At 44.3% G+C, this 13,173-nt stretch carries 8 protein-coding genes; 2 read left to right on the forward strand and 6 right to left on the reverse strand.

Going from position 1 to position 13,173, the window contains the following annotated elements; translation table 11 throughout:
- Window positions 1-83: 83 nt before the first annotated feature.
- The 3 genes from VRU48_RS09180 to VRU48_RS09190 are packed head-to-tail and all read right to left on the reverse strand — an operon-like array spanning window position 84 to window position 5,630.
- Window positions 84-926, reverse strand: coding sequence for a hypothetical protein (locus tag VRU48_RS09180; protein ID WP_330107626.1), 843 nt, complete (start codon window positions 924-926; stop codon window positions 84-86).
- A 12-nt stretch (window positions 927-938) separates the two neighbouring features.
- Window positions 939-2,501 (reverse strand): RagB/SusD family nutrient uptake outer membrane protein, encoded by a 1,563-nt coding sequence (locus tag VRU48_RS09185; RefSeq protein ID WP_330107627.1) that lies wholly within the window; start codon window positions 2,499-2,501, stop codon window positions 939-941.
- A 6-nt stretch (window positions 2,502-2,507) separates the two neighbouring features.
- Window positions 2,508-5,630: a SusC/RagA family TonB-linked outer membrane protein gene (locus VRU48_RS09190; protein WP_330107628.1), complete on the reverse strand. Its 3,123-nt coding sequence runs from the start codon at window positions 5,628-5,630 to the stop codon at window positions 2,508-2,510.
- Window positions 5,631-6,291: 661 nt separating this feature from the next.
- On the opposite strand from VRU48_RS09190, the gene VRU48_RS09195 reads away from it, so the two are divergent.
- Entirely contained in the window at window positions 6,292-7,587 is a 1,296-nt protein-coding gene (locus tag VRU48_RS09195) for a PQQ-dependent sugar dehydrogenase (RefSeq protein ID WP_330107629.1), read from the forward strand.
- Between the two features lie 91 nt (window positions 7,588-7,678).
- Window positions 7,679-8,116: a c-type cytochrome gene (locus VRU48_RS09200; RefSeq protein ID WP_330107630.1), complete on the forward strand. Its 438-nt coding sequence runs from the start codon at window positions 7,679-7,681 to the stop codon at window positions 8,114-8,116.
- 262 nt (window positions 8,117-8,378) lie between these two features.
- On the opposite strand, the gene VRU48_RS09205 is transcribed toward VRU48_RS09200, so the two are convergent.
- The 3 genes from VRU48_RS09205 to VRU48_RS09215 form a co-directional block, all read right to left on the reverse strand.
- Window positions 8,379-9,347, reverse strand: coding sequence for a glycoside hydrolase family protein (locus VRU48_RS09205; protein WP_330107631.1), 969 nt, complete (start codon window positions 9,345-9,347; stop codon window positions 8,379-8,381).
- A 54-nt stretch (window positions 9,348-9,401) separates the two neighbouring features.
- Window positions 9,402-10,988 (reverse strand): glycoside hydrolase family 28 protein, encoded by a 1,587-nt coding sequence (locus VRU48_RS09210; protein ID WP_330107632.1) that lies wholly within the window; start codon window positions 10,986-10,988, stop codon window positions 9,402-9,404.
- Between the two features lie 141 nt (window positions 10,989-11,129).
- On the reverse strand, window positions 11,130-13,166 hold the full coding sequence (locus VRU48_RS09215) for a discoidin domain-containing protein (RefSeq protein WP_330107633.1): 2,037 nt from the start codon (window positions 13,164-13,166) through the stop codon (window positions 11,130-11,132).
- Window positions 13,167-13,173: the final 7 nt, after the last annotated feature.

Genomic DNA, 13,173 nt, shown 5'->3' on the forward strand with positions numbered 1-13,173 from the left:
TGATGAAGCCATCATGAGCGGTTAATTGTAGCTTAAAAGCATGGCTCATGACGGGTTCATCATTCCATTGTAAGGTTAAATTTTTATCTGGACGGACGCACGGTAACACCCCAAACATGGATGGTGCCATTGGTTGCCCTGTAGTTTGAAGATCTTACGATCAGTCCTCCGTTAAAAAACAATTTCGAATCGGCGGTATTAGACAGTTTGAGGGTAAATTTTCCCTCCGGGTCAAAGCCCTTGCCGTTGTTGCCTACATAATCGAAAGTGAAAACTGCCGGAGTACCTGTACTCGCCGTGGTAAAGCCCGGAACCGACGAAGGCGTAACCATGTAGCCCAACCTCGATTCTTTGGTAGCCACACTGCCAGGCGACAGCAGCGATTGCAAAGTCACTTCGTTTTGGTCGAGGTTATCGTAGCTGTATTCGCCCTGTCCGATCAGGTACAGCAGGTATTTCTTAACAGTTTCCTTATCATAGTCTTTCCAGCTCTTGGTTGGCGTAGTGGTTACCGGTATGCCCGAAGTAGGCGTGGTAAAGATGACAGACCCGTCTGGATTTTTGCTGATGATTGGGTAGTCGTAAAAGAAACAGTTGGTTTGCAGTACCTGCGAACCATTTACCCTTCTGATGGCATCATTGTGCAGAAAAATATAAGTTCTGTTCGGCTTGGTGTACTCGAGGGTATCGATGCCCGAATAGTCGATTGCCTTTTTCATCCACCTAAAAACGGTATCGTTCGGGTTGTTGCCATCGGCACGTTTCTTCAGGTATTCCCAAGCAGTCATGTTCACTTTTTCTTCCAAAAGCGATTTCTTATAGTCGTAATCTTCCTGAAGATCTAACCCAAACACGCTGCAGCCGGTAATAAATACGCTCAGGGCAAACAGCACCAGTAGTCTATTGATTAACTTTTTGATGTTCATGATCTTAATTTTTTAGTCGGTGTAAGGTGGATTTTGTTTAAGCAACGAATTGGAATTCATTACGTTTCGGTTGATTGGCCATAGGTATTTGCGTTTATCGGTACCAAAGCCGGTTGCATCGGCTGGCAATACGCCCGCCCTTACCTGGCGCGCCTTGATGATCGGGTCCATTACTTGAATCACCCTATCGGTACGCACCAAATCGAACCATCTTTTGCCTTCCGCAAAAAGCTCGTATTGTCTTTCCTGGATAATGGCATCTTCCAATTTAGTGGCGTCTAATGTGCCTGGGGTAACCGAAACCTCCGGACTGTTCACTGTATACACCGGTATGTTTGCCCTAGTGCGGATAAAGTTCAAATACTTAAGCGCGTTTGTTCTGTCGCCGGTCTTGTTCAATGCTTCGGCATACAACAGGTACATATCTGCCAATCTGTACATCGAGATGTAAACGGTAGAGTTATTTACGTCTCTATCGGCTGCCAATACGGTATAACCGGTGGTGCCCAAGGTACCCGTTCCTTTATAATATTTCCATACCCTATCTCTGGCATCGGTTTTGGCAATATCGTAAGTGGCGCGAGTCCTGATGTCTGTAGGGTATTTCAATGGCCAATCGTAAAAGATACCATAATCAATTACCAAAGGCGTATTGTTTGGCGTGGCCGTTACACCCGCCATGCATGGACATCCGTTAGTGGTGGTATTCCAGTGGATGTTCCAAATGGCTTCGATACTGTTAGACGGGTCGTAGAACATCTTGTTCCAGTTGGCGGTAGGCTCCAAATCGGTAAGCAGTGTACCCCCATAAGTGGCCTTGGCAGGTGCTTTGGTAGCGCCTAGCAAGCCAAACCATTTAATGGCGTTGGTATAGTCCTTGCGCCACATGTATACATCAACCAATGCGGCACAAGCGGCAGCCCTGCCCATTTTAAACACACTGTAATCGGCATTGTTTACATTGTTATAGCAAAAAACCAAATCTGGAATGATTACCTCGTCGAAGATCTTATCAACCGGATCTCTGGCCAGTCTGGCATCTTTCGTGGCATCTTCGAAAGGCTCTAGCCTGATTGGTGCATCGCCCCAGGTGCGCACAATATAAAAATAAGCCATTGCCCTCAGGCCCCTGCTCTGTGCAAGGTTGTCATTAATGATCAAAGGCGTAATCAGGCTTTTGTTCATTTCCGTATTGGCAATGCCCGGAATGTATTTGAGATTGAGGTTGGCAATATTGATAACCTTGTACATGCTCGACCAATCTGAGAAAGGATTGCCGGCAGTTAGGCCATTCAGTTGCAACTCGGCATAGGTTGCATTAGAGTTGCCCCCTCTCTCGTAGTTGTCTGATCGGGCTTCGCCCCACATGGTGTATTTGTTGTTGGCCTGAGACTCGCCCACCATAGCCTGTTGAAAGTTGCCATACAGCGAAGCCATGGCACCGGTCATATCTTTGGCCGATTGGTAAAAATTCTCTGCCCTGATGGCCGTTACCGGCGGTATTTCTAAAAATTTCTTGCAACTTCCTAACGTAATTATTGCGGTTAGCAAAGCAATGCCAAATATCTTTTTCATAATAAATTATAAGCTAATGTTTATACCAAAACCAAATTCCCTACGCTTAGGGTAATTGCCTCCATCTGTTCCTGGGGTTAATGGGTTGCTCGAGGTAAACTCTGGATCAAAGCCCGAGTAGTTGGTCCAAGTGAGCAAGTTGGTGCCGTATACAAAAAGCGAAAGGGCCTTTAACTTGAACCTGTTAACCAAAGCCGGCTGGAACGAATAGTTAAGCCTTGCGCTAGAGAGCCTTACAAAAGACGCATCTTCGAGGTAGTAGCTGTTTACGCCTCTTTTCTGGTTGCCGTTGTTGTCTTTAGTTGGGAAATAAGGATAGGTAGCGATATCGCCCTCTTTTCTCCAGGCGCCATAAATCGCTTCAGGAAATGCGGTACCGTTGGTTGATCCAAACGTAGAGAAGCTCTCTTTGAACGAGTTGTAAATCTGTCCACCAATGGTGGCATTGAACATCACGTTTAGCGAAAACCTCTTGTAGCTAAAGGTATTAGAAAGTCCCAAATAGAAATCTGGCGTGGCATTGCCAATTACCTGACGATCGGCATCGTCAATGATACCATCTTTGTTGGCATCGTCCCACTGGGTATCTCCACCTTTGAGGACACCTGCCGGTCCGCGCATTTTCTGAACGGTGCCGGTGTAGCGTTGACCATTTAGCAAATAATACTCTGCCGTTTGGCCGTCGGCCGAAACGTTTACAGGCTCTAGCTTGCTCCATTCTGAAGAATAGGCGTTAGAAGCCGTCCAGCGGTAAATACCCAATTGCTTGTAGCCGTAAAAATCGCCCAAGCGACCTCCAGGTCTGATGATATACCTAGACCCGGCGATAAAAGGCTCATTTTTAAACAACGATTTTACCCTGCCTTGCTCAAAAGAGATATTGGCATTTACGAACCAGGTAAAATTAGGCTTGGAAACCGGGGTGCCAGAAATTGAGAATTCGGCACCGTTGGTGTATAAATCGCCGGCGTTTACGCGCACGGTTTGAAAACCCGTTTCTTTGGGCAACAAGTTGTCCATCAACAATTTGTTAGTGGCTTTATGGTAATAGTCAGCCACCAAAAGCAACCGGCCATTAAACAAGCTGATGTCTGTACCGATATTGGTTTGGATAGTGTTTTCCCATTGGATTTCTGGGTTGCCCAAGCGATTAGAGATTACCGCGCCTGCATTGCCCATGTAGCTCACGTCGCCAAAGCTCACCAAGGTGGCGTCTTCGTTATCGCCGATGCCATTGTTGCCCTGTGCACCTATACTTACCCTGATCTTGGCATCGTTAAGTACTTTTCCTTTGGCCCACGACATAAATTTTTCGTCGGAGATACGCCATGCCAACGATCCCGATAAGAAATCGCCCCATTTGTTATCCGCACCGAATTTAGAAGAACCATCCCTTCTGTAGGTACTGTTAACAATATAGCGGCCTTTGTAGTTATAACCCAAACGGCCAATCAGCGAAGCCAGAGAGTTGCTGCCCCCACCTGTGTTGCTGTTTCTGATATCGATGTTGCTTAAGTTAAAGTTCGTTACGTTTTCATTTACAAAGGAGCCCGGCAAAGCCTGGAACTTTAATGATCTCGAATTGTTTTTAGAAGCCTCTACCCCTAAAGTGGCATTAAACCTGTGGTCTTTTCCAAAGGTTTTGTCATAGTTGAAGAACGACTGCAAAGTCCAGTTGAAATTAATGCCTGAACTTTGGCTTCCCCTGTTTTCGTTGCCGTTATCGTCCAAAAACTGTGGCTGGAAATATTTGTTGTTCGTATTGGTCAGCGATCCGCTTCCAGTAGTGGTAAACCTCAAGCCATCCATAATCTTGTACTCGAGGATATCGGTGAACGATGCCGCATAACCATCAGTAATATTGGTTTCGAGCAAGGCATTGGCGATAGGGTTACGCTTGGTAGAAGTATAACTGGTCAAGCTGCCATCGGGCAGATAGATCCTTAAGTTGTTGGGCCTATCGAAAACCGGGTTCAGGGAACCTCCAGTGCTCCAGGTAGAACGTTTATTCCAGCCAAAAGTAATATTAGCCGTATTCCTTAATTTAGGGGCCACCTGAAAATCGATGTTCATCCTGCCCTGCAAGCGTTTGGCCCAGGTATTGAGTACGCTACCCCGGTCGTCTAAATAGTTTAAGCTTGAGTAATAGGTCAATCCTTTTTGGCCACCGCTTACGCTCAGTTTGGCATCGTTTAGCCAAGCCGTGTTGCCTAACAGCATTTCTTCCAAATAGTTGTCGGCATTGTAGGCTACGTTAAGCGAGTCGGTGTTGCTACCCGAACTTGGGTTGTTGTTGTTTTGGATCTGGCGCCACAAACGCAAGTCTTTAGAATTGGCCTGCTGAATAGTATGGGCAATATTACCCATTTTAATACCATAAGAGGCATCGATACGGGGTTTGCCTTCCTGCCCCCTTTTGGTCGTTACCAAAATAACGCCATTGGCTGCCCTCGATCCGTAAATAGAGGTAGACGCGGCATCTTTCAGGATTTCGATGTTCTGAATATCATTGGGATTGATGTTGCCGATACCATCGGTGATTACCCCGTCTACTACGTATAAAGGGTTGTTTCCTGCCGAACTAAAGGTAGATGCACCACGGATTTGAATGGTACCCTCGGCACCCGGCTCGCCATTGTCGTTAACCACCAACACGCCCGAAGCCTGACCTTGGATGGCATCGAAAATATTGGTAGGCTGACGTTCGGTAATCTGCGTGGCATTGATAGAAACGGTAGCACCGGTGAGGTCTGATTTCTTGGTAAAGCCGCCGTAGCCCTGTACCACTACCTCGCTGAGCGAACCCACGTTTTCTTTGAGCACAATGGCCATTTCCTTTCTATTGCCTACCTGTTCTTCGTAGGGATTGTAACCAATAAAAGTGAAAGTAAGTATTGCCTTAGAGTCTGGAACCTTAATGGTAAACTTTCCGGCATTGTCTGTTACTGCGGTAGCCGTTCCTCCTTTTAACTTAACGCCTACCCCAGGAATTGGTTCTCCGGCAACTTCTTTAACCGTACCCGTAACGGTAATGGTCTGGGCAAAAGAAACAGCCGGAAACATCACCATCAGGAAAACCAACGTCTTCCAAAGGTGATGATTAAATAATTTAGTAATTGTCTTGTCCATGTGTGAATGATTTGTTTGATAGTTTGAATTGTTTGAAGTTGGTTCAAAATTCATTCACGTAGGGTGATGTCGATTTTGGACTGCATGAATTGGCAGACCGCTAAAGTTTAGTGTCATGATAGTTTATATTTGGTATTACAATAGAAAGGAATTATCGTCTTGCTTTAGTGAGTATTTTTAGCGTTTTAGTAAGCAATTTTAGCATGCCTTATATAAATTTCAATCTAAACATGCTTAAAAAGTTGACTGTTGCTTAAAAACGATGGGCCTGATAGGCTTATCAAAAAAGATCTTCGCCAAAAACAATTCTACAAAAACAGCCCTTTCCATTGCTTTTAGCGTATAATTTTGTCGTTCTCCATCATTAGCTTTAGTAGCGATTCTAAAACCCGTGGCGCCAATTCGAACCAAGCAATTCGGCTGGTGCAAATGGAAATAGGCCTCATCCATTTCATTTCGATGCCAATATTATTGTATAAAATGCCAAAAACTAATAATGATGATTTCCCTCATCAGTTAGCTTTGAAATACATTTTATTTCCTCAAATGCTGAAGCGAATTTCATTAATGATTACCGAAGCCGGCGACAACACTTTGGACACCGCAAACCGTGATGTTTTTATAGGAAGTATTAAAAAACAGTTTATTAAACATAAATCAAATGAGAAAGAAAATAATCATTCCGCTCTCCATTGCCTGTCTTTTAGTAGGCTCTTTATCTGCCTTTATGTACAAGCATGCAGCCGAAATTACACCCTTTAAAGCCGACCCCGACAATGCCGGGCTCAAGTTGCCTGCTGGTTTTGGAGCCAACAAGGTGGTTGATAATTTAGGCAAAGCCAGGCATATCGTGCTGACCAAAGATGGCAGCATTTACATCAAGTTGATGAAAGTGGTGAACGGAAATGGCATTTTGTTTTTGCAAGACAAGGATAAAGACGGCAAATACGAAGTTCAGACTGCTTTTGGCAATTACGGCGGAACCGGCATTACCATTAAAAACGGCTATTTGTACGCTTCTTCAGACAAAGAGGTATTTCGCTATAAGCTGGATGACCAAGAACAGGTAATTGATCCGGCTAAACCCGAAAAAATCATTACCGGATTATTGGCTGGCAAACAGCACCAAACCAAATCTATTGTATTGGATAATGAAAACAACATTTATGTAAATATTGGCGCACCGACCAACTCTTGTCAGGAAAACGATCGCGGACTGGAGTCAAAAGGCAAAGCCGGTTGTCCAATTTTAGATTCAGCTGGAGGCATTTGGCAGTTTAAGGCCGATAAGCTGAACCAGTCTTACCAGCATGGGATAAGGTATGCCACCGGCATTAGAAATGTGATGGGCTTGGATTGGAATACCGAAAACAACACGCTTTATGTAATGCAACATGGCAGGGATAACCTAAATTCGTCATGGCCAAAGCTTTTTAATGAAAAACAATCTGCCGAAACACCGGCCGAAGTGATGTACATGGTTAAAAAGGGCGACAATGCAGGTTGGCCTTACACCTATTATGATTCTGCCCTGCAGAAAAAAATACTGGCTCCAGAATATGGCGGCGACGGTAAAAAAGAAGGCAGTTCAGCCTATATCGACCCTATTGCCGACTTCCCAGCCCACATGGCACCAAATGCATTGTTGTTTTATACCGGCAATATGTTTCCGGCAAGGTATAAAAACGGAGCCTTTATTGCCTTTCACGGCTCTTGGAATAGGGCACCCGAAAAACAGGCCGGCTATTTTGTGGTTTTTGTTCCTTTTGCCAACGGAAAACCAAGTGGGAAGTGGGAAGTATTTGCTGATGGCTTTTCTGGTTTAGATGCTGTAATGGTTCCCAGAGAAGCCGTGCACAGACCTTGCGGATTGGCCCAGGCACCAGACGGCTCATTATATGTAACCGACGATGTAAAAGGCACTGTTTATAGAATTGGATATACCTCGAAAAAATAAGTCTTTATGAAACCATCATGAGCACGTGGTCCAAAAGCATTATTATATGCTCATGATAGCTTCATAACCATTAAAAAACAATTATAATCTAATGAAAAAAATAGCTTGTATTACTTTTTTGCTGATTGGTTTATTGACCAGTTTAAATGCACAGACCAAAAAAACAGCGACAGCCAAGGCAGCGGGTACAACCGAGCCTTCGTTGGTAAACGGCAAATTGCTGTATAAAAAATACTGTTTGGTTTGCCACCAATCAGATGGCGGTGGTGTAATGGGCCTGAACCCGCCCCTTATTAAAACCGATTATGTTCTAGGCGATCAAAAAAGACTGATCAACGTAATTTTAAAAGGCCTAAATCAGGATATAGAGATAGATGGCGAAACTTATGCCAACCCCATGCCGGCATTAGGGCACCTTAGCGACCAAGAGGTGGCCGATGTGTTGAGCTTTGTACGCAATAGTTTTGGAAACAAGGCCAGTGTAATTACCCCTGCTCAGGTTAAAGCGGTTAGAGCAACGAAAAAATAAACCTAAATTTTAAACAAAAAAGGCTACCATTTTAAGGTAGCTTTTTTGTTTACAGTCGAGTTAATTAACCGATTATTAATCTATTTATCACACTGACAAAAGCATATCAAATGACAAACCCATTAAAAAAGCAGTCCGTTTAGCACTGCTTTCAATAACATCTTTGATATTGATAAACTTAGCTGCGTTTTTCAATCATTTTCTTTGCGAAAAAATGCTTTGCCTTCAGCTGGTCAAGGTTTGGATTTTTCATCGTTACAGCTTATTTGAGTGCTACAGGCACATAATTCTTCACCGGGTTCACCTCAATCCACGATTTTTCGCTACCGTCTTTGGCCTGGCTTAGGCAAGCGGTAAAAAAGGCGGTTACCTGTTCCTTCTCGTTCACAAAAACAAAGGGCCTTTCCCTCCTTCTAAAGGTTTGTTCGGTACCGTCATCATAGGTTACGGTTTTGGTATAAATCGATTCTTTTGAAACCAAAACATAGTTGATTCCGTCTTTAGAGGCATATTGCGCGCCGTTTTTGGGTGTTCCCGTAGCATCGCCCCTAAAATCGCTCAGGATCACATTGTATTGGTTTTTAGCCCACCATATAGTGGGGTCTTCCAATTGGTTTTTATCGGGCAATAGGTTGTATTGATCGTTCACCAAGGTATATATTCCATTAAAAGCAGGTGCTTGGTAGGCTTGGGCAATGCGGATGTTATCAACTGATTTCCTGCCAAACACATAAACGCTACCGTCTTTTTTAACCAGTGGCGCCGGATTAGAAAAAGGCATGGCCAGTTTGTCTATCCGTGTCCAAGGGCCTGTAATTGATTTGCTGTAGGCATAACCGGTTTCATTGGCCGAGGAGATGTAGTACAGCACAAAAGTATCGCCAGCCTTTACAATTTTAGGATTATGCGCACGGTCATTATCCCAAAAGTCTGGTCTTTTTTGGATCACCACCTCTTTAAATTCGTAAGGTCCATACAGATTTTTGGAAGTGGCTCTAACAATTTCCGAATAGGTGGTCCAGCCCCCCAAACCATATTTTTCTGGCCAGCGTGAGGCAAATAGGTGGTAGGTATCGCCCACTTTAATTACCGATGGACACCACAAAATATAGCCCTCCATTTTAAAGCCTCCATTTTTTACGGCTGGCTGCATGGCGTCTTTTAGCGTTTGCGATTTTGCAACGAATGCAAAAAGCAGGCAAATTAGTATAGCAACAGTGAATTTTTTCATAGGGTTTGTTTATGGATAATTTCTATCGAGGAGTTGTTTGTAACGGTGCAATGATTATTTCGGCTTGGCACCTGAAGCAAACTCTACCTGCTTTTTAATTGTTGAAGCTTTGTTATTAGCTACACTAATGCTCTTGCTATTGGTGCCTTCTACCCTTACCAAGGCCCGTGCATCGCCTTTTATGCTGATTCCGCTAATGTTGGCCCCAGCTACACTTTCTAAACGTACAATAGCTTCGGCACCTGTGGTCGTTGGCAAATCCCAATTGCTCACAGTTAGCTCCTTGCCATCATCGCAAACCAAAGCCGGACGCCTATCGTTGCTAGCTAAATTAAATTTAACATTGATGAGTTTAAGGCCCTTCACATGGCGTGCCCAAATACCATAAGCCGGAATTTTTGGTCCAAAGGTTTTTACTTCTGGATATTGATCTATCGCTTCTGGTACTGCTACACGTGAATCCTCAGTGGTACCGCCTCCAGCCAAAGTGATTTCTATGTTTTCTAAAGTTAAATTGGTGATGTCGTGACCGGGAACACCAGTGATTAAAATACCCGATGGTGGCGTTAGCTGTGCATTATCGGCAGCCTTTGCCTTCACGTTTCTGATGGTTACGTTTTCGAAGCTTCCGGTAGTTTTTTTGGTTTCAGTGTTTTTACGGAACACATTAAGCCTCGATCCCAAACGAAACAACATTGGGGTTCTTACTTCATCCATTGTGATATCCGAAATCAGTACGTTGCTGATGTGCGCGCCATCAACCGTTAGCAATTTGATACCTCCGTTTTTGGTATCGTAAATATGGCAATTGGTAATTTTGATGTTTTCGAAATCGGCAATGGACTCGGTACCTATCTTAATCCCCGCCTGATTACTTTTTAACCTCAATCCGCTTACTTCGATATCTTTGCAAGCCATTAGCCTCGAGGTGGTTTTAAAAACCAAGGCATCATCACCACTGGTTACATCGCAGTCTTTAATACGTACTTGTTGGCAACCATCAATTCCAATCCCATCATTATGCGCAACTCCAACACTTTGGATCTTAACATTCTCGATTAAGATTTGCCTGCTTTGAAAATAATGCGATGTCCAAGCGCCTGCATATTTCAGGGTTACGCCTCGCACGGTTACGCCTGTGCAACGTACAATGCGCACCAAAAAAGGCCTTAAGCCCCAACGTTGGCCTTCTGGACGGGTATCGGTTAAAATATGTTTGGCTTTAATAGCCGATCCTTGTCCATCGATCGTTCCTTCGCCTTCGATGCCGATGTTTTTTGCATCAACAGCCACCAACAAAGCCCAACCTACATCAATGCCTAAACCCTCGGTAAAGGGATCGAGATTTTGATAGTCTTTTAAATCGACACTACCTAACAACACCGCATCTTTTTGTAGGTAAATGGTAACATTGTCTTTTAAAGCTATGGTACCCGAAAGGAATTTACCTGCCGGAATGATCACCTTGCCGCCGCCGCTCTGGTGACAGGCATCAATGGCTTTTTGAATGGCCTGAGAATTTAGCGTTGTTCCATCGCCCACTGCACCGAACCTGGTGATGTCGAAATCTGCTGCTTTTACGCCATAACACATCCCTAGCAAAAACAACAAAAGGCTTATTTTTTTGATACCGCTTACCATAAAGAAATTATATTTGACACTGCAACTACGTGATTATTAGCGATGTTTTACGCATTTTAATTATCCTTTTATTCAACAATATTGACGTCAAAAGTCTGAAATGCTACCTTTCCGGGTATATTCGACTGAATGAATACCTCCTTATTTGGCTAAGTATAAACCGAAATTTTTAATGGCTGGATAATCGCTAAACTTGCTGATCGTAAGCTTTACTTTCCATGCTGTTATTGGCTGAAATTTAACGGTTTTATTTTCGCCTATGCTAGTTCCTTGATCCACCAAAATCCATTTGCTATCCAGCTGTACTTCTACTTTATATTCTTGCACCCTTTGGCCTAAAGCTTCACCTATTTTGAGCGCATTGATCAATACTGGTCCTTCCATATCTACTTCAAAAGTGGCCTGTTTCAAGCCATCGTTAATGGTCCAATAGGTTTTATTGTTGCCGTCCAAGGCTTTTTCGCCTCCAAAATCACGGGTAGTGCCACGTACATTGCTGGTATTTACCGGACGCTCGAAAGCCAAATTAATACCCAATTGTGGGTCGCTATCTGGCTTAAATGGTGTTGGCGCTATTTTCTTATTGTTAAACTCGCTCAATTGATTGGCTTGGTAGCCGATATTTTTTAAGGCTTTGTTGCCCAATCTTTCTTCCAACTGCGCCAAATACAAACTTTGGATAGCCACAGGTTTGCCATGCGAATCGAAATTACCATCGGGAATGATGGGCGCACTATCGAATAAGCGAGCGGTTTGTTCCCTTAGCCCGATACAGCCGATGGCCCAGTTGGCCGCTCCCGGCGGATTTTGGATGATGTAGCTTTTAGCCACACAATTCCAGGCTACCGCCCAGGCCATTGTCCACCCATGACCAGAACCCGCAATGCCACGGTTCATAAAATCGATATTGCCATCGGGGATGCTACAGTTATCAACCAGCAAACCGGTTGCCCATCGTTGGTGGGGCTGGATACGGCTTCCTATGCCCCTAAATGTAGAATTTAAAACCACATTGGGACCAGTTACCAAACTCGATGTCCATACAAAGTAGGTATTGCCTCCAGTGGCTTCGCAGCGGTCTATTAAATTCTGGCTTCCTTCTAGGCTAAAATCGGCAGGTTTTGATGCGCCCAAATTCGTATAGGTATGTTTGATCTTTACTTTTTGCATGGTAATTCGATCGCCTGCGAGCACCGTACTGTTCATGGTCTCTTCGGCAAATACGTTTTTTACCCAGCAATCGTCGCCGCCAACCCGAACCGCCGCATAAGGTGCGTGACCATAATCTGTTTCCAAGGGTGCGCATTGGATGTGCAGGCCTTCTACCCCCACATTCGTCACCCTGTTCAGGATTCTCAACTTCACTACGTTTGCCCCCATGGGTTCCAAAAATTTGGCATCGTACGAATCGGCCAAGGGTACATCAATGGTAATTTGGTTGCCGCCAATAGCTTTGATAATCCTTTTGGAAAGCTCTTGTCGGCCCGTTCCCAGCCAAGTCTGTTTTTTGCCTTCACGGTACATATCGTCCATTTTCATGAAACTGATCCAGGCATCGGTAACCGGCCGCTGTATGGCAATAGTATCGCCTACTTTAAAGTTCTTGGTATCAAGCACTTTAAAAACCGAAACACCAGCCGGAACATAAGCATCGGCCAAACGAGTGCTGGCCAAGGCAAGCTGTTCTTTATCTTCTGTGTTGCCTAGGGCCACTTTGGTATTTCCCCTGCCAATAACAATGGCCGTATGGGGCTCACCAATCATTTTAATCGTCGTCCCTCCCTTTTCACTTCCGTTTCCACGCAAAACGATGCCACTTTCTGAAAGGATGATGGCATTGGCACAGGTAAACACACCTGGTGAAAGTTCTACCGCACCTCGGAAACCATTTTTTAAAGGCATTTTGGCTACCTGATCAATTGCGTTTTGGATGGTTTTGGTATCGTCGCCAGTACCTGATGGCTTCACTTTAACGGCTGTAGCTATAGTTGGCAAGGGCATGCCCCCACCTTGGTAACCCGCATGGGAGAAATCCATAATTCGATCTCCCTTAGCTGTGGTTTTATAGCTGAGTTTTCCTTTTTGATCGTATTTAACCCATTCGGTTTGTTGTGCAACGGTTTCTTTAATTGCAATAAAATTCAATGCCAGCAAAAAGGCTATGCTAAGTTTGTTCATGTTCGGA

Source organism: Pedobacter albus (assembly GCF_036324255.1).
Lineage (GTDB): Bacteria > Bacteroidota > Bacteroidia > Sphingobacteriales > Sphingobacteriaceae > Pedobacter > Pedobacter albus.

Coding starts and splice junctions, on each gene's coding strand:
- VRU48_RS09180 (WP_330107626.1), bottom strand. CDS start 926: ATGAACATCAAAAAGTTAATCAATAGACTACTGGTGCTGTTTGCCCTG.
- VRU48_RS09185 (WP_330107627.1), bottom strand. CDS start 2,501: ATGAAAAAGATATTTGGCATTGCTTTGCTAACCGCAATAATTACGTTA.
- VRU48_RS09190 (WP_330107628.1), bottom strand. CDS start 5,630: ATGGACAAGACAATTACTAAATTATTTAATCATCACCTTTGGAAGACG.
- VRU48_RS09195 (WP_330107629.1), top strand. CDS start 6,292: ATGAGAAAGAAAATAATCATTCCGCTCTCCATTGCCTGTCTTTTAGTA.
- VRU48_RS09200 (WP_330107630.1), top strand. CDS start 7,679: ATGAAAAAAATAGCTTGTATTACTTTTTTGCTGATTGGTTTATTGACC.
- VRU48_RS09205 (WP_330107631.1), bottom strand. CDS start 9,347: ATGAAAAAATTCACTGTTGCTATACTAATTTGCCTGCTTTTTGCATTC.
- VRU48_RS09210 (WP_330107632.1), bottom strand. CDS start 10,988: ATGGTAAGCGGTATCAAAAAAATAAGCCTTTTGTTGTTTTTGCTAGGG.
- VRU48_RS09215 (WP_330107633.1), bottom strand. CDS start 13,166: ATGAACAAACTTAGCATAGCCTTTTTGCTGGCATTGAATTTTATTGCA.